Raw genomic sequence first — 23,804 nt, forward strand, 5'->3', positions numbered from 1 at the left:
ATAAATATAGTATATCTAAATATTTATCACTACATGTCAATGCTTTAACCAAGGTACATAGGCTGATTAAATTGCGGGAAGCTTGGCAGCCACTCTTCGTCGCCCTCAGTCAAACTGTATCGATAGCTGGTGGTGGAGAAAATTATCTGCGCGTTACAGTCTCTGGCAATTTGCTTTAGTAGTTGCATATAGTCATCGAGATCCTCTATCTGCAGTTCATGCTGGCGCGGAGTGTCGAATATTAAGAACCTGAAGCCGCTATCAGTACGTGATAATAATTGAGAAAATAGCGCGGCATGGTATGCCAGTACGGTGCGCGCCTTGGAGCTGCCTTTGAATACTTTTAGTTTTTCTTCGCCAAGTATTGGTTTGAACTCTGAGTCTATTTTAACCTCTCGAGAGATTGTCATTGAACGTAATGTGTCTAACCAGTCGGCCATTTGGATTGCAAGATTCCGACGAAACGTTATCATTTCGGCAGATGGTTCTCTTGATCCTTGCATCGACTCCTCTAGCGAGATGTTCCTGTCACGTTCTAACTGTAGGTTTAAGTAGTTAGACTCTTGCTGTTTAATTTGCAATAGCTTGGTTTTCTGTAACTCAAGATCGAAAATGCTAGATGATATTTGACTTATTGCCTTAACAAACAAGTCGATACCTTCTTTGGATACCGCTTGACCTCGCTCTTCAGACAGCTCCTGTATCGACTTCTCAATGACAGTTCTTTCTGCTGTCATCATATCGAGGCGCTGTTGGTTTGTTGCGGTGGAGGTGGCTAAGTCTTTAATCTGATCTTTTAGATAAAGTAGGCTTTTTCCATAAGATTCAGAACTGGCAAAAAACATGCCGCAGTTCGGAGTGGAGCAAATTTCAGAGAGAGTTCTGAAGGCGCTCAACGACTCTTCATTTAAGGCGAGCGTTTCTATCTCTGACTCAATTTCTTTTTGTATTGATTTTGAGCTGCTTATTTTTGATTGGAGATCACGCTCCTCTGAAATAACTTCTCGGAGTTGAGATCTTAATTTATGAATAAGTACGTCAAAACTATTTAATGCTTCTGATTTTATATCTTTCGTATTTTTTAAGTTTTCTAAATTTTTCTTTAGTGTGTCAACTTCTGAATTTATATTGTCAATATTTCGACCCTGTACATTTACTTCTCCTCGTAGGCGCTGGAGAAGCTTTCTACTGTCGATGATAGAATGGTCTAAATATTTTAAGGTGTTTCTTACCTCAATTACTTTTTCTTTGCGGTCGTATGAGTTTATTGGAGGGAATCCCGCGGCGAGTCGGACCATCTCTGGGAATTGGTTTTTTATAAAAAAGCTATTTGCTGGGAAATAATATTCAGAATAACCACGATCTTGATCTAGGTAAAATATCGGGATTACTGCCGACACGTATGGCGGTGACGGCTGATTGCTCGTTGTAACTAATCTGTCTTGGGCATACCCTAAAGCAGGCAGGATAAACTTTGAAAAATCAGCCTCATTGTAAAATCTATGAATTTCGAGATTGTCTTTTTTTACAGTCAAATCAAACTTTGAGTCATATCGGCGGATGAAAACATATTCGACGCCTTCTATTTCCACGACTAGATTTGCAGAGGCACAATGCTTGATTATGTCGGCTCTGAAATCTACTGGATATCCCAGGCAGAAAATAATCGATTGGATTATGGGTGTCTTACCACTTTCGTTTTTTGCGTAAAGCTGCGTGATGTCATTTCCGAAGTTTAGTATCGGAGACGCCCAGCCTGAAATAGGATTTGGCTTAATTTCCAGCGACAAAAGTTTCATTCAAGCTCCAACTCTATAGTCCGCTCTTTGCAGATGTTGCGATAAGCTCTTTTGATTTTAAGTAAACTTATTGAAAGTTGGGTACCTTCTTCGATTACCTTGTCAACGATTTTTCGTCCCTCTTCAGTTGACTGTAATTTTCCAGTCGTCTGATCTTTTATGATAAGACGTGAAACCTCAAGAAATGTAACTGCCTTTACTGTCCGTATTCTTAAATTGGCAGACCAGCCGAGACCTTGAGATGAGCCCTTAAAGCCAGCAAGTGTCTGCTCGAAGCATTCTCCGATAATCTGCCCGATCTCTTCTGCTTTAGGCTTTGATCGACCCTTGGTCAGGGTAAGTACAGCCATGGCAATAAGTGGGATGTGAAAGAGAGATTCATTTTGAAATGGATCTTTTCTTAACTCCGGAATGTTTTCGGCTTGGATGAACCTAGCCTCCGTGGAGGCTTTCTCCAATACAGATCGTAGGTTCATGCACCCTCTCCCCTGACCAGCTCGGCGAGAATACTACCCATTACTTGGTTTTCATTAATGGTTAGCATTCCAGGAGTGGTTTTTCCTAGAGAAAATAATGTCTCAACTTCATCGTATAATTTTTGGATGTCTAGGCTGCCGCAGGCAAGTTTTCTAGCGATTTCCGTTGCCTGCTCTAAGTAGATAATAAACTTAAAACTAGGAATGATATGTCGGTTGGTTCTGAACCAAGTGTCCCAATCGCTTTTATATTGCGCAAAAATATTTATCGTTTCTTGAGAGAAATTTGATTTTTTTAACGTTCTTTGCAAAATAGAAGCGCTTTTTATGGCGTGCTCATCGCCCCCGTCTTTAAGTATCTCGAATGCCGTTTTTGAAATGCTAAGTAGACTAAGTATATCGTCGAGGCAGATCGACGTGATCTGGTCTAGTTCTAATTGTGACATACCCTCCAAGATTGAAGTCGAAGATTTTTTCCGCACTAGGTCGACCAAGCTATCTACAATTTTCAAAACTTCGGGAGGGGATAAGTGTACCTCGCTATATTTATATATTTTGGTTGACGCTTGCATGACGAAAAGGTCTTTTTCGTCGTCTAGAATGTGCTCTCTGGGGCTAAGCTTAAGCGCGGAAAATTTCTTTAATATAGTACTGTCGTCGATTGCTTCTAAGGTGGGGAAATTAGCGCGTAGCTCACTTATCAATGCGGCGGAGTATTTCGCGAACTGAGACCCATCATTTAGGTCTTTTTCAAGCGCAAGTACGTCGTCGTCAAAACTTATATTGGTCGAAAGCTGGACACAGCTACACGCAGGCCCGAAATTTTCAATGTGTAAAAATAATCTGCCAGCGAAGCTAGATTTTAAATCGTGAATCGCCCCTTTCTTCGGTTTTTTCTTTATGCCGAAAATTTCTAGAGGAGACCATAAACTATTCAGTTTGCCGTTGGTCTTTACTTGGACGAATCTGTAGGATGGGCCAGAAGCAGATATGTAACGAACGACATAATCATCATGAAAGTCACAGAATACTCTGTCGATATTATAATGGTCGAGAAGTTGTAGGCTTTCAAGCGCGGCAGCCTTGAATTGCGCTTCAAACCTACGGGTGGTTTCACGGCCAACAATTTCTCTAGGTTTGATTTCGGTGATGTTCAATTACAAACTTCCGTGTGTGTTGTTCCAGCATAATAACGACACTGAGGTTATTAAATTGTATTGACCTGCATGCAGATGGTCAGTACTTAGTCTCTCCTCAGGTTCATCCTTTACCGAGTAGGTCCGAGCCGGCAAAGAAAAGCATAGCGCCAATCTTGGGTTGCTGGCCAGTATTTTGCCATGTGGTTGGTTCAATAAAGGGAGAGCGTAAGCCGCTTAATGCCAAATCCACTTTTTACCTAACCGTAGCGTGATCAGGCGTACGGTCAGCAGGTAGTAATAGCGCGTGTCCATGGCGCTGCCGCCAATTCCGCGCGAGAGAAACCACGCTAGATGTTTTCGTTGCCACGTCCAAGGGTTCTCGCGCTTCCAGCGCCGTACGATTTCAACCTGGATTGCTTTTGCCTGCCTCAAATGCCTACTGCGAGTTGCTTCAGAGCCAGTGAGCACGCCACTGAGGAAAAGGACTATATCGAATGGCTTAGTCATATTTGTCCACCGATGTAAGCCGATACCACATCGATACGACCGTGCCCCAGCTCATAGCTGATTTGTACTCGGGCCTCCTGGTCGAGGTTCCGGCCAAGCTGGTTACAATCGCCCCGTTTGACGGGCGCAAGATAATGGGTGATTTGCTCATAGCGTTCGCACGCATAGGCTGCCCGCAATTCGTGAAAACCTTTGAGGTTAAGCGTATGGAGGATGTCCCGTGCGGGGCGGACGATTCGTTGTTGAAAATCGAGGTAGCTTTCATTCGGAGCGAGCAAATTTCGGCTCCCAGCGGGGGAAGTCAGCTCGGCATACCGGAGCGCTTTGCGAATATTGTCATTCACCCAGAGCCAGCGAGGTGCTAATGCACCTGAGCGGCCACCTTTAGTGCCATCCTGAATGTTGATCCTGCCGTATTGCACTGCCTCACGTTTTAGGCGGGGAAGATTGGTCAGGATGGCTTCGCGTAGACGCATACCGGTGGCTCGAGCCAAGTACACAATAGCCGCAGCACGCGGCAGTTGTTGTTCGCGGAGCGCATTGACAATCAGCATCACTTGGTCACGATCCTGACCCAGCGGGGCCGTAGTGCGAACAGTGGTGCGCTGCATTCCAAGCGCCTTGCTCGGACTCGCCACCCTTACATACTCATCACCACGAAGCGCTGCCATGGTTCGGTTGACGCTGGACAATCGGTTTTGCGCAGTCGCGATGGCAAGCTCACCTTGTTCAACTTGCTGGCGCAGATACCCGGCGTAGTCCAGCAAGGTCTGCCGGTCGATCTTCCTCGCATCGTTGAATCCCGGCCCATCTTCGGACCGACACCAGCGCACAAACGCCCGCCACCGATCACTGTGCGCTTTGACCGTGCCGTAATGCCCGCCGCCAAATAGATCTTTCAGCGCCTGCGGCCCGGCATAACTCAGTTGTCGCCCATAGCCAAAATTGCGCCCATCCCGTCTACCGACCAATGCCATGATCCAACTCCTCTCGAAGCCAAAATCCTTGAAGCTTTCCCCACGTCATCCCGCCACGAATGTTGAGTGTTATCAGGGATCAAGGCCCCTGCGACCTGTGAGGGTTGTCCACTAACGCGGGACTGGCGGCTCTTTACGACCGGGAGCTTGGGCATCTCATGATCTGGCCTCCTGGGCACTTCCGAGGAAGTGGGCGGGTGGAGGTTGCGCTGGCTGACGAGACTAGCGCCGCGAGATCCTGAGTCAGGTGAAGGCAGTGAAGCGATGACCGGGGCGTGCCTGACTGTCAGTCAGGTGAAGTCCATTCCGTGGACTGCGGCACCATCATCTGCATCGCTGTTGCTGGTGACTTCGGTGTTTGTCACGCCGATTGTCACGAGGGGAAATGCCGCAAAGCCATGTACGACATGGGCTGCAGCAGTGGTAGGAGCGCCCGTCTCTTTCTGGGAGAAAGAGACGGGCGCAGGTTGGCGCAATGACATGCCCAAGCGGATAGGTTGCTGCAGGGCAGCTATGAAAGGGGATGAGTTGCCGCAGTGGGCACACTGATAAAAGTAGGCATCCATCACATCGCTGTGACCGTGCGAGCCGCCGGACGCTAATCGCACTTTGGGAGAACCACCACGGTGTGGCGTAGCCTTAAAGGTCCTGGCTACCTGGGTTGCTGTCAGCGACAGCGATTTGCCAGATCTTTTCTACGCCTGTGGATAATTCGGGTCAAGGCTCGAATTTTTGGGAGTTCTGCGGCTGTGGATGAAATTATCCACCGGTGGAAATCTGTGGTTTTCCACAGACAGTTGCGTGGGCTTTAGATTTTTTAAGTGAGGTCCATCCAAACTGGGCGGCTTTGCAGCCCTGTTTGGATGGACCCGCGTGGACAAGCGGATCACTGAGATATGAAGACCGAGCGCTTACTCGGTTGCGCCACGTTTTGCTTTTAGGCGAGTGACGTTCGCTCCGGTCTGGTTCGCGAACTCGTGTGGAGTGACATGCTCCTGCCGGTTGGCCTCCAGGTACCGGCTCCACCAGTTCATGATCAGCCTACGCTCCTCGATGAACTCAGCCTTGTGAATGTAGGCGGCGCGGACGTTGTTGCGTTCCTTGTGGCTCATCTGCCTTTCAATGGCTGTCTCGGACCACAGTCCTGACTCAATCAGTGCGCTGCAGGCCATCGAACGAAATCCATGCCCGCAGATATCGGTTTTGGTGTCGTATCCCATCATCCGAAGCGCGTTGTTCACGGTATTTTCGGACATGGGTTTCCAGGGTTTGGCATCACCTGCGAAGACCAATGCGAATTTGCCTGTGAGTGCATGGATTTTTTCGAGTAGCGCCACTGCTTGCGGCGATAAGGGTACTAAATGGATATCCCCTGCCATCTTCGTACCCCTTGTGGAAAAGGGTACTCCCTCCAACGCGGGTCGAGTGTCCGGTATCTCGCAGGTGCCGCGCTTGAGGTCGAACTCGCTCCAGCGTGCGAAACGCAGCTCGCTGGATCGTACAAACACATGCAGCGACAGCATCACCGTCAGACGGGTAAGTGCTCGGCCTTTATAGGTGTCGATCCGCTCCTGCAGTTCCGGCAGTCGCGATAAGGGTAGAGCGGGGCGATGTACCACCCGCGGGGCTTTGATCGAGCCTTCGAGATCGTAAGCAGGGTTTATGGTGATAAGCCGGAGGCGCTTTGCCTCGCGCATGATGCTCTGCAGGTAGTTTTGTACCCTTAAAGCAACGTCGATCGTTCCGCGCTTCTTGATCGCTTCCAAGGGCTGCATAAGGTCATGGGTGTCGAGATCAACAATGGCGCGGGCGCCGATCAGCGGGAATACGTGGGTTTTGAGGCGGCTCATCACTGTCTTGGAATGGCCTGGTGCCCACTTGGCCGACATTTCCGTATGCCAGTCGAGCGCAACGCTTTCAAAGGTTCTGCCTTTGATTACGGCTTGCGCCTTGGCTTGGTGCTTGGTCTCTATGGGATCAATGCCATCCGCCAGCATTCGCTTGACGTCCAAGCGCTTGCGGCGAGCATCGGCGAGGCCAATGACGGGGTAGTTGCCGAACGAGGTCAGTCCTTCGCGTCCGTCAGGTTTGACGTAACGGAGCCGCCAGCCTTTGCGGCCATTGGGTTGGACTAGGAGGTAGAGGCCATCGCCGTCGAAAAGCTTGTAGGCGCGGTCTGTAGGTTTTGCCAAGCGGCAAGCTGCGTCGGAGAGCGGAGCTGTGGTGCGCGACATAAGGGTACTCCCTTTTATCGAAGTGACCTGTATCCCAAACTCTACCCTTAAAACGGTTGGAATCCACCAGTTTCTGACGGAAACCGATGGAACGCTAAAACGAAAAAACCCGCCAAGAGGCGGGTTTTTCGGGGGTTCCAGAGATTTTGAAAGCTTTCTATGGAACCTTGTATGGTGCCGGCACCAGGAGTCGAACCCGGGACCTACTGATTACAAGTCAGTTGCTCTACCAACTGAGCTATACCGGCGTGTGGGCGACGATTATAGCGACTGGGAAGATCCTGTAAACCCCTGAATTCAGACTATTTTTGCATTCGCTCGAATCAAGCCCTGCGCAGCACATTTCGCAGCGTTTGCACCGCCTTCACTGTGCGGCTGTTTTGCAGGGCCGACAGTTGTGCTTCGGCCTGTTCGGCGCGTTGCAGAGCGTTGGCCAGTTGTTGGGCGGTGTCGAGTTCGCTGGCGCTGATCGGGTGTGCGAAGGCGTGGCCTTTGCACAGTTGGAAGTTGTCGAGGTTGCACGGCGGGATGTCGAAGGCGGGTTTGAGCTTGAGGTATTCGTCGGCGAGGAACCAGGTGTTGAGGCCGTCGAACAGGATCGCTTGATAACCGGCGTCGGTGACCAGCGGTTCCCAGGTGTGGTCGCGTTGCCATGGGGTTTCGATGACGATGATCCAAGGTCGCAAGCGCGTGAAGTCCATGCCGCGCAGGACGCTCTCTTCGTGGCCTTCGACGTCGATTTTCAGAAAGTGGATTGGCCGGTCGGCGGCATATTGCTCGCAGATCGATGTGAGGGTGCGCGACTTTACGGTGAGGTTGCGCACGTCCATGCCCTGATCTTTGTATTGCTGGGCGATCGCCGGGTCGGCGGTGGACAGGCCGGTGTCGGGGATGGCGTAGAAGGTCATTTCGCCGGGCTGATCGCTGGCGATGCATTGCACATTGAGGTCGCGCGGACGCTGCTGGCAGAGGGCGTCGTAGTAGTTCTGCATCGGTTCGACGTTCACGCCTTGCCAGCCGTGATCGTAGAAGGCTTTGGTGACCGAGTCGTGATTCGGGTCGTTGGCACCGACATCGATATAGAAGCCCTGTTCGACTTGCTTGAGAGCACGCCACAAGCGGACGTCTTCGAAATTCTGTGCATAAGAAATGAACGTCACGGTCGCTTCCTGTCGGTTTGATTTGTGCTTGTCGGGACGCGTGCTGGCGGCACGTTGTGGCCTTGTATAGCAAGGCTGACAGGACGCCGCAATGATTCGCGGCTAACGGGGGAATTTCGGCGGTTATGTCGTTTTGATTGGCGGCTTATGCACAACTGGCTGGCCTGAAACCGTGCTTAGGCGGATTTTTGTGGACGCGTTCTCATTTTGTTCGCAAATCCCTGTTTTATCGGTTTTTTATTAATGTGAACAAAAAACGACCAGTGTGGTTAATGCCCCGAAACAGCCGTAATTATTGGATCCGAACGAAATTCATCAACAGAGTTATCCACAGGGCGGCGATGAATTATTCGCGTTCGGCCAATAGCAGCAGGTTCCGAGGGGTGAGGGGTGTTTCGCAGAAACTGCCAAGGCGTACGGCGTAGCCCTGTTCGACGAGGAAGAGTGCCCGATCCAGAGTCAGCCATAGCTCCAGCGGCCGTCGGAATAATCCGCGCAACAACTCCAGGTTGCGAACTTCGGCCAACCGCTGCCAACCGGCAGCTTCCAGTGCCGACCAATCTGGCGTACCGACTGTGGATAACTGTTTGAGAGCGGCTAGATCGCGACAGTAATCGGCGAACGGTTTATCCAGCCAGGCACTGGGTAGCGAAGGTGTCGGCCAATATTCGTCGAGGCCGCGCAATTGCCGTTGCAGCAGGTCGAACGCCAGTCGTCGGGCCATGGAGGTGTCGCGCTGACGTCGCACTCGCGCGCCGGCCGTGACGGTTTCGCTCATTGGCAGGGCCAGATCTTCCTGCGACAGCTGTAGAGCGGATTTCAAACCGGCGCAGGACAATGCCTGATAGGTGGCGCGATTGATCCGGTTGTAACAGCACGGGGCGATGGCCAGTTGTTTGCAGCCGCTGGCGGAGGCGAGTTGCATCAGGCGCACATGCAGATCGCCGCAGGCGTGTAAGGCGACCGGTGTGTGTTGGGCGTTCAACACAGTCGCTGCATCTGCCGCCAACACATCCTGCTCGACATGCAAGGCATGCAGACGATGGCGCTGGCTCAGCGCCTGACCGCTGGCAACCAACGCCGGATCGTACTCAACACACGTCAGTTGTTGCCCTTCACACAACAGGCGTCGACCCAAGTGCCCCTTGCCGGAACACCAGTCGAGCCAATGCGTCGGTTGCGAGGCAAAAGACAGACGACTGGCAAACGCTTCAATCTGCAGCCACTTGCGCCCCGGCACATCGACATTCAAGCGATGGCCCGCAGCTTCCAGCGCATGCCCGGGCAACTCACCGACAGCGCTCAGCTCAGCCGATATCGCCGCCAGTGAGGCAAAAGGCTCCGGCGCATCCACAAGATCAGCAGGTTGGTTGTGTGCGTTTTCCGCATCGTCCAGCGACCGTCCGCGTAGCCACAAGGCCAACTCCGGGTAGGACGCTTCCCAGGCCAGCGAAAGATGCGTGAAAGGTCGAGGTTTCCACAGCGCTTGATGCGTTGTGAGAAACGTATCCAGCGCCGTGAAGCGGGCGAGCAGGTCCTCGCCCGTCAGCACGTGGGAAGTGTCAGCGCCCTTGGCAGGCATCGACGCGCAGCCAGCGCTCCAGCAGCTTGAAGCCGCGCACCAGCACGTAGGACATCAGCAGATAGAACACGCCCGCGGCGAAGAAGATCTCCACCGGCAGGTAGGTGCGGGCAATGATCGTGCGGGCCATGCCGGTCAATTCCAGCAAGGTCACGGTGCTGGCCAGGGCGCTGGCCTTGAGCATCAGAATCACTTCGTTGCTGTAGGCCGGCAGGCCAATGCGCGCTGCGCGGGGGAGGATGATGTAGAACATCGCCTTGGGTTTGGACATGCCCAAGGCCCGCGCCGCTTCGATTTCGCCCGGTGGAATCGCCTGAATCGCGCCGCGCAGGATCTCGGCGATGTACGCGGCGGTGTGCAGGGTCATGGTCGCTGTGGCGCACCAGAATGGATCGCGCAGGTACGGCCACATCGGGCTGTTACGGACGGCGTCGAACTGCGCCAGCCCGTAGTAGACCAGGAACAACTGAACCAGCAACGGTGTGCCACGGAAAAAGAAAATGTAGGCGTAGGGCAACGCGCGCACGTACCACCGCTTCGAAGAGCGGGCGATGCCCAGCGGAATGGCCAGCAGCAGGCCGGCGATCACGGCGATGGCCACCAGTTCCAGAGTCAGGGTCGCGCCCTGCGCCAGTTTCGGCAGCCATTTGATGATGACTTCCCAGTTCATTGGGTGCTCCTCGCGAAGCCGCGAGCGGCGCGTTTTTCCAGCAAGTGCATGCCAGTCATTGCCAGCACGGTCAGGCCCAGATACATGAGCGCGGCGACCATATAGAAGGTGAAGGGCTGTTTGGATACGGTCACACCGATCTGCGCGTGACGCATGATTTCTTCCAGGCCGATCACTGACACCAGTGCGGTGTCTTTCATCAGGATCATGAACAGGTTGCCCAGGCCCGGCAGGGCGATGCGCCACATCTGCGGCATGATCAGCCGGGTGAAGATCCGCCATTTCGACAGGCCCAGGGCCACGCCGGCCTCACGGTGACCTTTGGGAATGGCGAGGATCGCGCCACGAAACACTTCCGTGGCGTAGGCGCCGAAACACAGGCCCAGCGCGATCACACCGGCGGCGAAGGCACTGAGTTCCAGGTCGGGATTGCCGAAGAACTCACCGAGGGCGCGCATCAGGTTGACCGTACCGAAGTAGATCAATAGCACCCAGAGCAATTCCGGGACACCACGCACCAGCGTTGAATAAAAGCCGCCAAGCCATTGCAGCGGCTTGTACGGGGAAGTCTTGGCCAAGGCGCCGAGCAGACCGAGCACCAGCCCAAGGCACAGGGCCGAGAGTGCCAGTTTGACGGTCATCAGCGCGCCAGCGGCGAGCGCCGGGCCGAATCCGTAGAGGTCGATAATCATGGATTTCTGTTCAAATCGCGGCAGGCAGGGCCGGGAGCCGACGCCGTCGGATAACGGCGTCAGTCCGGCAGGTCAGGATCAGTAGATGCTGAACGGGAAGTACTTGTCGTTGATCTTCTTGTAGGTACCGTCAGCGACGATTTCCTTCAACGCAGCGTTCAGCTTCTCGCGGATCGGGTCGCCTTTACGCACAGCGATACCGATCTTGTCGCTTTCTTCCACCGGGTCGCCTTTGAATTCGTAGGCTTTGCCGGCTTCGCTTTTCAGCCATTCGTAGTTGACGTATTTGTCAGCGAGGATGCCGTCCAGACGACCGGACGTCAGGTCCAGGTAGGCGTTTTCCTGGGTGTCGTAAAGTTTCAGTTCGACGTCCGGCATGTTGTCTTCCATGAAGGTGCCGGCCAGGGTCGCGCGTTGGGCGCCGATCACTTTGCCTTTCAGAGAGTCTTTGTCGGTCTTGAACTCTTTGTCTTTCGGCGCGATGAATTGCAGTTTGTTGGAGTAGTACGGGTCGGTGAAGTCCACCGCGCCTTTGCGCTCGTCGGTGATCGACATCGAGGAGATCAGGAAGTCGAATTTCTTGGCGTTCAGGGCCGGGATGATGCCGTCCCAGTCGGACGTGACCACGGTGCACTCGACTTTCATCTTCGCGCACAGGGCGTCGCCGATGTCTTTGTCGAAGCCGACCACGTTGCCGCTGGCGTCTTTGTTGTTGAACGGCGGGTAAGCCGCTTCGATGCCCATCTTCAGGGTTTCAGCCATGGCACCGGCGCTGAATGCGAGGGTGACGGCCGCAGCCAGGAAGACCTTTTTATAGTTCTGCATGCATGTTGCTCCGTTAGCGGTTGCTGGACATGAATTGTTTGCAGCGCGCCGAAAGCGGGTTTTCGAACACCTGCTGTGGCGATCCTTGCTCTTCCACCAGGCCCTGGTGAAGGAACACCACTTCGCTGGAGACCTGACGGGCGAAGCCCATTTCGTGGGTCACGAGCAGCATGGTGCGGCCTTCTTCGGCCAATGCGCGGATGACACTAAGTACTTCCTGAACCATTTCCGGGTCAAGGGCGGAGGTGGGCTCGTCGAACAGGATCACCTTGGGCTGCATCGCCAGCGTGCGGGCGATGGCCGCGCGTTGTTGCTGACCGCCGGACAATTGCGCCGGGTAGGCGTGGCGCTTGTCGGCGATGCCGACCTTGGCCAGCAGCGCTTCGGCGACTTCGATTGCCTCGGCTTTGCTCTGGCCGAGTACGCGGCGCGGGGCTTCGATGATGTTGTCGAGCACGCTCATGTGCGGCCACAGATTAAAGTTTTGAAACACAAAACCAATCTCTGAGCGCAGGCGGTTGATCTGCTTGCCGTCAGCGGCAACCAGTTCGCCATTCTTGGCGGCCTTGAGCTTGAGTTCTTCTCCGGCCACCAGAATCTGGCCCTGATGCGGGTTTTCCAGAAGATTGATGCAACGCAGGAACGTGGACTTGCCGGAACCGGAGGAACCGAGGATCGAGATCACATCGCCGTCGCGGGCGGTCAGCGAGATGCCTTTAAGCACCTCAAGCTTTCCGTAGCGTTTGTGCAAGTTACGGATTTCAAGCGCGGGCGTGGCCTCAGCCATGTGCGTTCCTCATATATGTTGCGCTCCTGCTGTTGGTTGGCCTTCCTGGCGAGGCGGCCAAGCTAGCATAGCGTTTCAATGGCAGCCAACAGCGCTACGAGCGGTAAACGGATGGCGTGTGGCAGGTTGTCGCATTGGCGCAGCAGACTGTCGCCCCATCAACAACCGAACGGGTGTTTAAACGTGGATTCCCGTGGGTGTCGCGTAAAAAAAGGCGCGATGTTGCCAGCTTTGGCGGGGTGTTGGAAGCGCTATCCGGCCGAACGTTCCTGATTCGCCCTTTTATTGTGCATCCCACACTTTTTAAGTGTGTTTTTGGTGCGCTGATTCGTCTTGAAAGTGAGTCGCAGGGTAACGTTCTGGCGAATTGCCATTGTTCTCAATGACTTGCGATGACCGTCCGGTCGCGCGCAAAGCCGCGGCAGCAAAGAGGTTGAAACATTTTGGCGCAAATATTGCGTGCAGAATAAGGAACGCCCTGTTGGATTCTTTTTACGAGAAAGAACAAACCAGACAGGCCGGACGCAATCGCTTTCCTCGCAAAGGTAGTTTCAATGAGCAGTACCCCAAGCTCCAACGGCCTCGAACAGGGGCTCAAACCGCGTCATGTGACCATGTTGTCGATCGCCGGTGTGATCGGCGCCGGTCTGTTCGTTGGCTCCGGCCACGCTATCGCCGCCGCCGGCCCCGCTGTGCTCTTGGCCTATGCCGCCGCCGGCACCCTTGTGGTGCTGGTGATGCGTATGCTCGGTGAAATGGCGGTTGCATCGCCGGACACCGGCTCGTTCTCGACGTACGCCGACCGTGCCATCGGGCACTGGGCCGGTTTCACCATCGGCTGGTTGTACTGGTGGTTCTGGGTGCTGGTGATTCCTCTGGAAGCCAACGCCGCCGCGACCATCCTGCACGCGTGGTTCCCAAGTGTGGGGATCTGGGCATTTGCACTGGTCATCACGCTGCTGTTGACCGTCACCAATCTGTTCAGCGTGAAGAATTACGGCGAGTTCGAATTCTGGTTCGCCCTGATCAAAGTGCTGGCGATCATCGGCTTCATCGCCCTCGGTCTCGCGGCGATCTTTGGCTACCTGCCAAACAGCCAGGTCAGTGGCGTTTCGCACCTGTTCGACAGCGGTGGCTTCCTGCCTAACGGCATGGGCGCGGTGCTGGGCGCGATCCTGACCACCATGTTCTCGTTCATGGGTACCGAAATCGTGACCATCGCGGCCGCGGAATCGAAGAACCCGGGCAAACAAATCTCCAAGGCCACCAACTCGGTGATCTGGCGGATCGGCCTGTTCTACCTCGTATCGATCTTCATCGTTGTGGCTTTGGTGCCATGGAACGATCCGACCCTGGCCAACCTCGGTTCCTACCAGACTGTGCTTGAGCGCATGGGCATCCCGAACGCGAAAATGATCGTCGACATCGTGGTGCTGGTCGCTGTCACCAGTTGCCTGAACTCGGCCCTCTACACGTCGTCGCGCATGTTGTTCTCACTGGGCAAACGCGGTGATGCGCCCGCCATGTCGACTCGGGTCAACAAAAGCGGTACGCCTTACTGGGCGGTGATGCTGTCGACCGGTGCGGCGTTCCTGTGCACCTTCGCCAACTATGTGGCGCCGGCGGCCGTGTTCGAGTTCCTGCTGGCCAGCTCCGGCGCGATCGCACTGCTGGTGTACCTGGTGATCGCGTTCTCGCAACTGCGTATGCGCAAGCAGCGCATGGCTCGCGGCGAGAAAATCGTCTTCAGCATGTGGCTCTTCCCGGGCCTGACCTACGCGGTGATCATCTTCATCGTCGCGGCTTTGACCATCATGCTGTTCCAGGAAGCCCACCGCGTGGAAATCCTTGCGACCGGCCTGCTGAGCCTGCTGGTGGTGGCTACCGGTTTGCTGGTGGCGCGTCGGCGTCGTCACGAGAAGTTGAGCGCAGCCGTGGCTCGCTGAGTGTTCTGACTCCACGCCAAACGTTGCTCGCCCACAGAGACGACCGCCATCAGAGATGATCGCGGTCGTTTTTACTTGGCAATTTGATGGACACAGTGGTGGCTAAATAGTAGCCTGCGCGACGAATATGTATCTCGCTGTTGCGGGATGCGATGGAGTTTCAGGACATGGATTGTTCGACGCCCTCAGCCTTTCTGGCTAAAGCTTTCGATTCTTCCTTGTCTGCTCCCTCATCTGACGCTACGTACAGATGCGATTTTGCGTGCTTGCCGTTAAAAAGAGCTGCATGGAGTTAGCCCGGCCGTTCAGCCAACTCATTGGGGCTTCAAGGAGATAAGCATGGCGTTTACATCGGTTGTGTTCAAAAACCCTAACACCGGTGCCATGAAAGAAGCGCCAATCGGCTTCTCGTGGACCGTGTTTTTCTTTGGTTTTTTTCCGCCATTGTTCCGTGGTGATATCAAGTGGGCTGCGATCATGTTTCTCGCGGCGAGCTTCACTCTGGGCTTGAGCAATATCGTGTTCATGTTCATCTACAACAAGCTGTACGTGCAGGACTTGATCGCTGCAGGCTACAAGGCTCAATCCATCGCCAAGGGTGAACTGGATTACGCCGCAGCCAAGCTGGGCATTGAAATCCCGCGCCTGAGCGTTGCCGCAGCCTAAGGTTCAACGCTTCGATCAGGCAAAAAAACGGGCGCAATCATGACTGATTGCGCCCGTTTTTTTTTTTGCCTGAGATTTCAGCGTTTCAGACTGACTCGTCTTTGGCTTCGGCGGTATCGAGCGACTTGCCGTAAGTGTCCAGCGCAATCCCGAAGTCCGTGATGAACTGCGGTTCGGTCAGCCAGGCCTGGGCTGTCTCGATGTCCATGCCATCGGCCCACATGCGGTAGTCGATCAACATGTCGGCGGCCAGATGGGTGGCGGCCATGCCTTCGTTTTCGGCGTTCTCCATGTCCAGCAGGTCGGGGTGGTCGACGATGATGAACGCCAGTTCTCTGAGCAGCGTCAGCAGCATCTCGTTACGGCTGACCGCTTCGGCGTCGCGCATTTTGCTGAACATCGCCAGGGTGTATTCCGGGATCGGCTCGGCGAGGTGGCCGAGGTCGTCGTCCTGCTCCAGCGGCTTGCGGCCAACCATACGGATTTGCTTGGCTTTGGCCTTGGCGCGTTTGGCGCGTTTTTGTTGCTTGTTCAGGGATGCCATGGGAACTCAGTTCTTCTGTTGGGTTTGTGCGGCGATTGCGTCGGACGCCGCCACATAGTCGGCCTGGAAGGCCGGCGATTCAATCCACGCCAGCGCGCCGGCTTCGTCGGTGTCCTGCGACCACTGGCGATACTCGATCAGCGCGGCGAGGATGAAGTCCATCGCGCCTTCTTCGCCTTCCTGCTCGTAGACCAGTTCCAGCAGCGGGTCTTCGAGGAACGCGGCGCACAGGGCTTGCTGGCTGATCTTCTCGGCGTCGATCATTTTCTTGAACAGCTCGGTCAGGTCCACTGATTCGAAATCAATGCGGTCATCGTTCGGATCCAGTTCGACCGGCGCCTCGGCGCGTTTGGTGCGGTTCTGCTTGGCCTTGGTCTTGGCCCGGGCGGCGCGTTTTTGCTGCTTGTTGGCGGAGGCCATGATGTGTTCCATCGTGCGTTGGAGGGGCTCAGCTGCGCGGCAGGTGCCGTCCGGGTGTGTCGGGGGCCAGTTCGCCGGTATGCAGCCAGGTCAGAGCGATGGGCCATAGTGTGGCTTGGTATGCGCTGCGAAAAAAGGCGAAATGTCCGACTTGTTGTTCGCCGATGTCCTGCGGCTCGATGCGCAAGTGTGTTTTTGGCGCGTTGCTGAAGTAGTCGAGCAGACGTTCGATGGCACGCAACCGTGCCGTAGCGATAATCCATTCGCATGGAATGGACGCAGGTACAATCCCGCGCCTCATGTTTTGTGACGTAAGGGAGCGCTGGTTTGAAAGGGATTTTGCGTATTGGCTCAGTAGCCAGTCTGGTTTTGATGTTGGCCGGTTGTGGAACGATGATCGGGCGATTGAACGGTGACTCTGCAGAGCCTTACTACAAAGGCGTCGATGGCAACTTGCACTTGCTTGGCGTGAGAGGAGGGGACGGCATGCCACATGCTGTCATCTGCTACTTCATGATCGTCTGCCCGCTGATTACAGTCGTATCTCTGCCGGTAGACGCTGCTTTGGACACGGTCTTGCTGCCGGTCGATTACGTCAACACTCTTTGAATGCGACCTGTGCTTAGCGTTGGCGCTTGCCTTTGGGTTTTTCCACAGGCTCCTGCACTTTGCGATAAACCCACAGCCCGAACACCCCGATAACCAGCAGAAATACAGTACCGATGCTTTGCCAAACGAACTCGAACCAAAACCGCCGAGGTTGCAGGGCCAGGGTGTAGGTGCTGCGCGGGCCGCGATTGTTGGTGGTGATGGAGCCAGTGACCCAGCTGTCGATCAGCATGTAGATCGATGCGCCGATGGCGAAAGCAATCATCACGGCAACGAACACTGTCAGCCAGTAAGTTGCGCGGCTTGGGCGATACGGCGGCGGATGTGGCAGGGGTATGCGGGTTCGTTTCTGGTTCATCGACGGGGCGACCCTCTTCCGTAAGGGGGGGCAAGTTATCGCGAATCCAGAGGTCGATAACAGTCCTCATCAAATCGCAGGCATAAAAAAACCCTGAATCTTGCGATTCAGGGTTTTCGGTATTTGGTGCCCAGAGACGGAATCGAACCGCCGACACGGGGATTTTCAATCCCCTGCTCTACCGACTGAGCTATCTGGGCAACGGGGCGCATTAAAAGGGTTTTTCGGATTCTCGTCAACGACTTTTTTAAAATTTCTTAAATTAATTCCGTTGCTTACGACCCGCCCCCCGATTTTGCGGGGTTACTCGGCTGGCGGAACGTAGCCTTCGGCTTGGGCGTATTCCTCGCCGGAGAAGTACTTGTCCATTTCGCCCTGAAGATATTTGCGGTCTTCGGCGTTCATCATGTTCAGGCGTTTTTCGTTGATCAGCAGGGTTTGGTGTTTTTGCCAGTCGTCCCAGGCCTTGGCCGAGACGTGGTCAAAAATATCCTGACCTTTGGCGCCCGGGAACGGAGGGCGCTCCTGAGCGGGTAATTCTTTTTTGTACTTGCGGCACATTACGGTGCGGGTCATGGCGACTCTCCTGTATTCAATACGGCGGCCGCGCGTTCGAGCAAGGTTTTGACCGGGGCGGCGAGGCCCAGGCGCGGCGGGGTGGCGAGGTTATACCAGAGCCAGTCGGCCTCGGCCACGTGATGGCTGGCCTCCTGCACCTGAACCAGCCAGGGTTCGATGGATAACTGGAAGTGGCTGAACGTGTGGACAAGATCGGGCAATGCTTGTTGCTCGCCCAGCGCCAGTGAGTGTTGATCGGCCAGATGTTGCAGGTCGTCGAGGTTATCGAGTTCCGGCAGGCTCCACAAACCGCCCCACAAGCCTGTGGACGGGCGGCGATAAAGCAGAATCGCACCGTCGCCATTGGCGAGCATCGGCATCAGCGTGCGTTTCTGCGGGATGGATTTGCGTGGCTTGGGAATCGGGTAGCGAGTTTCCAGACCCAGCATGTGCGCCTCGCAGCCACGTTCCAGCGGGCACAGCAGGCAACTCGGCTTGCTGCGCGTGCATAGCGTCGCACCGAGATCCATCATCGCCTGAGTGTAGGCGTTGACCCGATCGTGCGGCGTAAAGCGCTCTGCGTTGGCCCACAGCTGTTTGGCGACCTTCGGCTCGCCCGGATAACCCTCTTGCGCGGTAAAACGCGCCAGCACGCGTTTGACGTTGCCGTCGAGGATCGGCGCGCGCAGGCCCATGCTGATGCTGGCGATGGCGCCAGCCGTGGACAGACCGATGCCCGGCAAATCCGTGAGCTTTTCGACATCACGCGGAAACTCGCCACCGTACTGGCTGACGACGATTTTTGCGGTCTTCTGCAAATTGCGCGCGCGGGTGTAGTAACCCAGGCCCGTCCACAGGTGCAGCACTTCGTCTTCCGGCGCTTCGGCCAGGGCTTCGACGGTCGGCAGCGCGGCCATGAAACGGTCGAAGTAATTGAGCACGGTGCTGACCTGCGTCTGCTGCAGCATGATCTCCGACACCCACACCCGATACGGGTTGATGTCTTGCTGCCAGGGCAGATCGTGGCGGCCGTGGCGGTCGAACCAATCCAGCACCGCCGTGGAAAACTGCTCCGCTTTCATCGCTTGAACAGCCCCTTCAATGCGTTTTTCAATTCCGGACTGACCTTGTCGCCCAGTTTCTCTTCGATTTTTTCGCTGAGCTTGTCGCCGGCCAGTTTGGTCGCGACCTGGCCGAGTCGTTCGTTGTCGATGCGACAAGCCTTGGCGCCCAGTTCCAGAGGGCCACGGCAGCGCAGCGGCCACTCGATACCGACGAATTTGTCACCCACCTGACAGGCCGGGTCGGGCATAGCGCTGGTGTCGCCCTCGACGATGATGCCAACGCGATAATCCATGCCCAGCACGCGCAGGTCGATGTCGCCGTCGCCGTTGACGGTCAAGCCGGGGATGCGCACTTTCAGGTCGGGGTTGCTGGCGATGCCGTTGCGCAACGTCAGGTTGCCTTTGAGTTCCTGGAACGGTGTGTCCTTGCCCCTTGGCTCGCCGCTGAGGGTTTTGCGGTTGAGGGTGGCGATGCCTTTGCACAGTTGCTGTTCAAGGTTGGCGTTGAGCAGCACGCCGTTGTTGATCACGAAACTGGCGTTGCCGTTGAGTGAGTCAATCAGTGCCTGCTGGCTGTTGCCGCTGCCAGTGACGTTGCTGTTGAGGGTTACCAGACCTTTGACCGGCGGGTTCTTGCCTTGGCTCTCAAGGATTTTTTCCACCGGCACACGGTTGATTTTGGTCTGCATGTTCAGCACGGGTGCGCTCGGACGGACGTCGAGTGTGCCTTTGGCTTCGAAAGTGCCGTTGTACAGTTCGCCGCTCAGATTGGTCAGGGTCAGCAGGCCACCCTGGCCGTTGGCCTTGAGCGAAGCGTTCTGGATGGGCAGTTTGTCGAGCGTCAGTTGGCCGAAGGTCAGGTCGGCATCCACGTCGAGCTTGGCCAGGCGTTCCACCGGCAGCAGGCGCTCGGTGCTCCAGGCGCTTTTGCTCGGTTTGTCCGGCAGTGGCGTCGTGCCGGCGCCGGCCACGGCATTGGCTTCGGTACTGGCGACTTCAGCCTGACGCACTTGCGTGTCGCTTGTGGCCTGAGCCGATTTCGGCGGCAGGTAGCGGTCAACGTTGAAGGTGTCAGCCTTGAGCGTCGCCCGCAGCGATTGCTTGGCAAAGTCGTCGACGGCGATTCGGCCGCTGAAGCTGCTGTCGTCGAGTTTCAGGTTGATGTTGTCGAACGCGACGCTGGTTGGCGTAGCGGACACGCGGCTGACCAGTTCGACCTTGCTCAGGCTGCCTTCAGCCATGGCTGGCAGGATCTGGCCGATGCTGTCGACGAATTTTGCTAGATCGAACTGGGCGATCGAGAGGCCGCCAGTGATCTGTGGGGTCTTGTCGAGGTTGTTGGCTTTCAGTTCGCCCAAGGCGCGCAACTGGTTGGCGGAGATTTTGATCCCGGTCCATTCGGCGACGTTTGCTGCTTTATCGAGCAACATCTGGCCCTGAGCGGAGAAGGTCATGGCTTTGCCTTGCAGCGGATCGCCGGTCAGTTCACCGGAGAGCTTCAAGTCTTCGAACTTGTAGCGCTGCAGCGCGCGCTCAATGCGCAGTTCACCATTGAGTTCGGTGCGTACCCGTAGCATTGGCTGATTGGTGCTGAGAAATGCGGTGGCCTTCAGCGGAATATTGGTCGAATCGTGCACCGCGCCGGTGCTCAACTGGATGCTTTCGGCGCTGAACTGCTTGCCGGTCTGCTCGTCGTTGTACTCAACGCGGGCGTTGTTGACGGTCAGGCTGTCGATGTCGAGCCGGATCGGCTGCGGTGGTTTTTCCGCTTTGGCGGTTGTCTCGGCAGCGGGTTCGCTGGCAGGCGGCGGGCTGCCCGCCGGTGCGGCGGCTGTCGGCAGCTTGCCGATGTCTTCCCAGTTGCCGTGGCCGTTCTTGTCGCGGTTCAAGCGCAGGTTGAGGCCTTCGACGCGCACGTCGCTCATCTGCACTTCGCGGCGCAGCAGCGGCAGCACGCGCACGGACAGGCCGAGCATCTGCAGGTCAGCAAACGGTTCGGCAGGCTTGATCAGGGTTGCAACGCTGGCGTCGTGCAATTCCAGCCCGAGCCACGGGAACAGGCTCCAGCCGATATCGCCATTGAGCGTCAACTCGATGTGGGCCTTGTCGCGGGCTATCTGGCGGATCTCGTCTTTGTAGTCATTGGGATCAAAGAGGTGGGTCAGGGCAAAACCTGCCGCCACAATGATCAGCAACAGCCCGAGAAGTACCAGACCCAGGATTTTGCCGAACGCTTTCATGGGCGAGTCCTTGTAGTTAGTCGAATTCGTAATTTAGCCGGGGAGTATAGCGCCGCATCTGCCCGGTTCGGTGTGAAGCTATGTTGCCAGCACCTCCAGCGGCACAGGCAACGTGGCGGCGGTGGCCTGAGTTTGAAGATGTCCGGCGGGTGCCGGCAGGCGCAGTCCGGCCTCCGCTTGCGACGCCATTTTCTGCGCTTGGTTCACCCATCGTTCAGCGACGCCACGGCGTGGGGTAACTTTTCGCACGCACAAATGGAACAGATACCAGACGCTGCCGTGCCTTTGCAGGCGTCCCGTGCCGAGTAAGCGGTGATTGAAACGTCCGGCAATAAATGAACCCCCAGCCAAGGCGCTTTCGATCAGATGAACTCCTCCGGAAAACGGCGCAAACAGCGATTCGGGAACATCGCGGCAGGTTTTCTGCAAGTCCTGCTGATCCTGATAACGGACGTTTTCAAGGGTTTGAAGGATGACCGGCATGGCGTTATCGGCAAGAAATGCTTTGTGCAAGAGATCAGACAACTGAAAAAAGGTGATATCAGTTTGGTTTTTCTGTCATCTGCAAATGGTAACCTTCGCGCGTTCGTCCGTCCTTCTGCGACTTAACGTCGCGCCTTCAGGGAGCTTCACCTTAAAAAACGGTCGTGCCTGCGTGCATAAGGCCGAGGGTGAGCAGTGGCTGGCGAACCATTCTAATAATTGGGGGATACACAATGAGCACGAGCATAACGGCGGACGGCTTCAAAGCCGACCAGCCCGCGTTCCTGTCCAAGGAGCGCATCATCGCCAAGCCCGGTTTCAACCGCTGGCTGGTGCCACCGGCCGCCTTGGCCATCCACCTGTGCATCGGCATGGCCTACGGCTTTTCGGTGTTCTGGTTGCCGCTGTCCAAGGCGCTGGGCATTACCGCTCCGGTGGCTTGCGCGCCGGACATGAGCTTCATCGCACAAGTTTTTTCCTCGCAATGCGACTGGCCGATCTCGATGCTCGGCTGGATCTACACCCTGTTCTTCATCTTCCTCGGCTGCTCGGCAGCGATCTGGGGTGGCTGGCTTGAACACGCCGGGCCGCGCAAGGCGGGTGTTGTATCGGCGTTGTGCTGGTGCGGCGGTCTGCTGATTTCGGCGCTGGGTATCTATACCCACCAGATCTGGCTGATGTGGATCGGCTCCGGTGTGATCGGTGGTATCGGCCTGGGTCTGGGCTATATCTCGCCAGTGTCGACCCTGATCAAGTGGTTCCCGGACAAGCGCGGCATGGCGACTGGCATGGCGATCATGGGTTTCGGTGGTGGCGCGATGGTGGGTGCACCGTTGGCAACGGCACTGATGAGTCACTTCGCCTCGCCTGAAAGTGTCGGTGTGTGGCAGAGCTTTGCGGTCATGGCAGCGATCTACTTCGTGTTCATGATCGGTGGCGCCCTGGCCTACCGCGTACCGCCAACCGGCTGGAAGCCTGAAGGCTGGACCGCTCCGGCGAAAAAAGCCTCCAACTCGATGATCACCCACCGTCACGTACATGTGAATGTGGCGTGGAAAACCCCGCAATTCCGTTTGGTGTGGCTGGTGCTGTGCCTGAACGTGTCGGCCGGTATCGGCATTCTCGGCATGGCTTCGCCGCTGCTGCAGGAAGTGTTCGGCGGCAAGTTGCTGGGTGTTGACGTGCCGTTTGGTCAACTGGACGCCGGGCAACTGGCTTCGATTGCCGCGATTGCTGCCGGTTTCACCGGTCTGCTGAGCCTGTTCAACATCGGCGGCCGGTTCTTCTGGGCTTCGTTCTCGGACTACCTGGGTCGCAAGAACACTTACTTCGTGTTCTTCGCCCTCGGTTTTGCGCTGTACGCGCTGATCCCCAACCTCGGCCACCTGGGCAACGTTGCGCTGTTCGTGGCGGCGTTCTGCATCATTCTGTCGATGTACGGCGGTGGTTTCGCGACCGTCCCCGCGTATCTGGCCGACCTGTTCGGCACGCAAATGGTCGGTGCGATCCACGGTCGTCTGCTGACTGCCTGGGCTGCGGCCGGTGTACTCGGCCCGGTGCTGGTGAACTACCTGCGTGAGTATCAGTTGAGCATCGGCGTTGAACGCGCGGCCGCTTACGACATTACCCTGTACATCCTCGCAGGCCTGTTGGTCTTGGGCTTCCTGTGCAATCTGATGGTGCGCCCGGTGGCCGACAAGTACTTCATGTCCGACGCCGAACTGGCTGCCGAACAGGCGCTGGGTCACGACAAAGGTGCTGATGGGACCACCGTTCTGGAGTGGAAGGCCGCCCCGGGCAGCAAGCCGCTGGCGATTGCTGCGTGGCTGGCGGTAGGTATTCCGTTGGCGTGGGGTGTGTGGGTGACCCTGCAGAAGACAGCGGTACTGTTTCACTGAGTCAATGGCCTGAGATCTCTCAGGCCAGCACTTACTTCTGTGGGAGCGGGTTTGCTCGCGAAGGCGTTCTGTCCGTCGACATCAATGTCGGCTGATCCAGCGCTTTCGCGAGCAAGCCCGCTCCCACAGTTGTTTTGGGGTGCCTGTAATGGCTTGTATGGACATGTCTA

At 55.9% G+C, this 23,804-nt stretch carries 23 protein-coding genes, 2 tRNA genes and 1 pseudogene; 4 read left to right on the top strand and 22 right to left on the bottom strand.

All coding sequences use genetic code 11. The features are described from left to right. Positions 1-44 precede the first annotated feature (44 nt). From AACY18_RS00810 to AACY18_RS00870, 13 genes are all read right to left on the bottom strand, one after another. A complete protein-coding gene (locus AACY18_RS00810) occupies positions 45-1,799 on the bottom strand; it encodes a hypothetical protein (protein ID WP_339463977.1) in 1,755 nt (584 codons plus the stop codon). Further along, positions 1,796-2,275 (bottom strand): hypothetical protein, encoded by a 480-nt coding sequence (locus AACY18_RS00815; RefSeq protein WP_121135980.1) that lies wholly within the window; start codon positions 2,273-2,275, stop codon positions 1,796-1,798. The genes AACY18_RS00810 and AACY18_RS00815 overlap by 4 nt, the downstream gene beginning before the upstream one ends. Beyond that, the gene (locus AACY18_RS00820; RefSeq protein ID WP_339463978.1) at positions 2,272-3,432 is read right to left on the bottom strand and encodes a dsDNA nuclease domain-containing protein; all 1,161 of its coding nucleotides are present in this window, start codon (positions 3,430-3,432) and stop codon (positions 2,272-2,274) included. The genes AACY18_RS00815 and AACY18_RS00820 overlap by 4 nt, the downstream gene beginning before the upstream one ends. 216 nt (positions 3,433-3,648) lie before the next feature. Beyond that, positions 3,649-3,921 carry a hypothetical protein gene (locus AACY18_RS00825; RefSeq protein ID WP_339463979.1) on the bottom strand — a complete coding sequence of 91 codons (273 nt, stop codon included), beginning with the start codon at positions 3,919-3,921 and terminating at the stop codon, positions 3,649-3,651. Beyond that, positions 3,918-4,898: an integrase domain-containing protein gene (locus tag AACY18_RS00830; RefSeq protein WP_339463980.1), complete on the bottom strand. Its 981-nt coding sequence runs from the start codon at positions 4,896-4,898 to the stop codon at positions 3,918-3,920. The genes AACY18_RS00825 and AACY18_RS00830 overlap by 4 nt, the downstream gene beginning before the upstream one ends. 911 nt (positions 4,899-5,809) lie before the next feature. After that, positions 5,810-7,132 (bottom strand): tyrosine-type recombinase/integrase, encoded by a 1,323-nt coding sequence (locus AACY18_RS00835; protein ID WP_339463982.1) that lies wholly within the window; start codon positions 7,130-7,132, stop codon positions 5,810-5,812. A 172-nt stretch (positions 7,133-7,304) separates the two neighbouring features. After that, positions 7,305-7,380, bottom strand: a tRNA-Thr gene (locus AACY18_RS00840). Positions 7,381-7,455: 75 nt separating this feature from the next. Next, positions 7,456-8,292: an FkbM family methyltransferase gene (locus tag AACY18_RS00845; protein ID WP_339433551.1), complete on the bottom strand. Its 837-nt coding sequence runs from the start codon at positions 8,290-8,292 to the stop codon at positions 7,456-7,458. Positions 8,293-8,638: 346 nt separating this feature from the next. After that, a complete protein-coding gene (locus tag AACY18_RS00850; RefSeq protein WP_339463983.1) occupies positions 8,639-9,874 on the bottom strand; it encodes a methyltransferase in 1,236 nt (411 codons plus the stop codon). Beyond that, entirely contained in the window at positions 9,855-10,544 is a 690-nt protein-coding gene (locus tag AACY18_RS00855; protein ID WP_339433549.1) for an ABC transporter permease, read from the bottom strand. The genes AACY18_RS00850 and AACY18_RS00855 overlap by 20 nt, the downstream gene beginning before the upstream one ends. Next, on the bottom strand, positions 10,541-11,236 hold the full coding sequence (locus AACY18_RS00860; protein WP_221733169.1) for an ABC transporter permease: 696 nt from the start codon (positions 11,234-11,236) through the stop codon (positions 10,541-10,543). The genes AACY18_RS00855 and AACY18_RS00860 overlap by 4 nt, the downstream gene beginning before the upstream one ends. A gap of 78 nt (positions 11,237-11,314) precedes the next feature. Next, positions 11,315-12,061 carry an ABC transporter substrate-binding protein gene (locus AACY18_RS00865; RefSeq protein ID WP_339433548.1) on the bottom strand — a complete coding sequence of 249 codons (747 nt, stop codon included), beginning with the start codon at positions 12,059-12,061 and terminating at the stop codon, positions 11,315-11,317. 13 nt (positions 12,062-12,074) lie between these two features. Then, on the bottom strand, positions 12,075-12,848 hold the full coding sequence (locus AACY18_RS00870; protein WP_221733167.1) for an ABC transporter ATP-binding protein: 774 nt from the start codon (positions 12,846-12,848) through the stop codon (positions 12,075-12,077). A gap of 554 nt (positions 12,849-13,402) precedes the next feature. Between AACY18_RS00870 and gabP the strand changes: the two genes are divergently transcribed. Beyond that, positions 13,403-14,794 carry a GABA permease gene (gene gabP / locus AACY18_RS00875; protein ID WP_339433547.1) on the top strand — a complete coding sequence of 464 codons (1,392 nt, stop codon included), beginning with the start codon at positions 13,403-13,405 and terminating at the stop codon, positions 14,792-14,794. A gap of 339 nt (positions 14,795-15,133) precedes the next feature. Further along, positions 15,134-15,460 carry a hypothetical protein gene (locus AACY18_RS00880; protein ID WP_339433546.1) on the top strand — a complete coding sequence of 109 codons (327 nt, stop codon included), beginning with the start codon at positions 15,134-15,136 and terminating at the stop codon, positions 15,458-15,460. An 85-nt stretch (positions 15,461-15,545) separates the two neighbouring features. Here the strand turns inward: AACY18_RS00880 and AACY18_RS00885 are convergent, their stop codons facing one another. From AACY18_RS00885 to AACY18_RS00895, 3 genes and pseudogenes are all read right to left on the bottom strand, one after another. After that, a complete protein-coding gene (locus tag AACY18_RS00885; protein WP_339433545.1) occupies positions 15,546-16,004 on the bottom strand; it encodes a hypothetical protein in 459 nt (152 codons plus the stop codon). A 6-nt stretch (positions 16,005-16,010) separates the two neighbouring features. Beyond that, positions 16,011-16,424, bottom strand: a complete 414-nt coding sequence (locus AACY18_RS00890) for a hypothetical protein (protein ID WP_339433544.1) — start codon at positions 16,422-16,424, stop codon at positions 16,011-16,013. A gap of 28 nt (positions 16,425-16,452) precedes the next feature. After that, positions 16,453-16,659 (bottom strand): annotated as a pseudogene (locus AACY18_RS00895) (alpha/beta hydrolase); the annotation flags it as partial. 92 nt (positions 16,660-16,751) lie between these two features. Here AACY18_RS00895 and AACY18_RS00900 point away from each other — a divergent pair. After that, positions 16,752-17,033 (top strand): YceK/YidQ family lipoprotein, encoded by a 282-nt coding sequence (locus tag AACY18_RS00900; RefSeq protein ID WP_260456031.1) that lies wholly within the window; start codon positions 16,752-16,754, stop codon positions 17,031-17,033. Positions 17,034-17,046: 13 nt separating this feature from the next. On the opposite strand, the gene AACY18_RS00905 is transcribed toward AACY18_RS00900, so the two are convergent. From AACY18_RS00905 to AACY18_RS00930, 6 genes are all read right to left on the bottom strand, one after another. Beyond that, positions 17,047-17,391, bottom strand: coding sequence for a hypothetical protein (locus AACY18_RS00905; RefSeq protein WP_339433543.1), 345 nt, complete (start codon positions 17,389-17,391; stop codon positions 17,047-17,049). Between the two features lie 124 nt (positions 17,392-17,515). After that, positions 17,516-17,591: transfer RNA gene (locus AACY18_RS00910), tRNA-Phe, on the bottom strand. 103 nt (positions 17,592-17,694) lie between these two features. Then, complete coding sequence (locus tag AACY18_RS00915; protein ID WP_339433542.1) at positions 17,695-17,967, bottom strand: oxidative damage protection protein; 273 nt, start codon at positions 17,965-17,967, stop codon at positions 17,695-17,697. Then, complete coding sequence (gene mutY, locus AACY18_RS00920; RefSeq protein ID WP_339433541.1) at positions 17,964-19,031, bottom strand: A/G-specific adenine glycosylase; 1,068 nt, start codon at positions 19,029-19,031, stop codon at positions 17,964-17,966. Before mutY ends, AACY18_RS00915 begins: the two co-directional genes overlap by 4 nt. After that, positions 19,028-21,253 carry an AsmA family protein gene (locus tag AACY18_RS00925; protein WP_339463984.1) on the bottom strand — a complete coding sequence of 742 codons (2,226 nt, stop codon included), beginning with the start codon at positions 21,251-21,253 and terminating at the stop codon, positions 19,028-19,030. Before AACY18_RS00925 ends, mutY begins: the two co-directional genes overlap by 4 nt. A gap of 78 nt (positions 21,254-21,331) precedes the next feature. Further along, positions 21,332-21,736, bottom strand: a complete 405-nt coding sequence (locus AACY18_RS00930; RefSeq protein ID WP_339433539.1) for an acetyl-CoA sensor PanZ family protein — start codon at positions 21,734-21,736, stop codon at positions 21,332-21,334. 233 nt (positions 21,737-21,969) lie between these two features. Between AACY18_RS00930 and AACY18_RS00935 the strand changes: the two genes are divergently transcribed. Next, positions 21,970-23,634, top strand: a complete 1,665-nt coding sequence (locus AACY18_RS00935; RefSeq protein ID WP_339433538.1) for an OFA family MFS transporter — start codon at positions 21,970-21,972, stop codon at positions 23,632-23,634. Positions 23,635-23,804 lie beyond the last annotated feature (170 nt).

The organism is Pseudomonas sp. EA_65y_Pfl2_P74 (genome assembly GCF_963970575.1).
Lineage (GTDB): Bacteria > Pseudomonadota > Gammaproteobacteria > Pseudomonadales > Pseudomonadaceae > Aquipseudomonas > Aquipseudomonas baetica_A.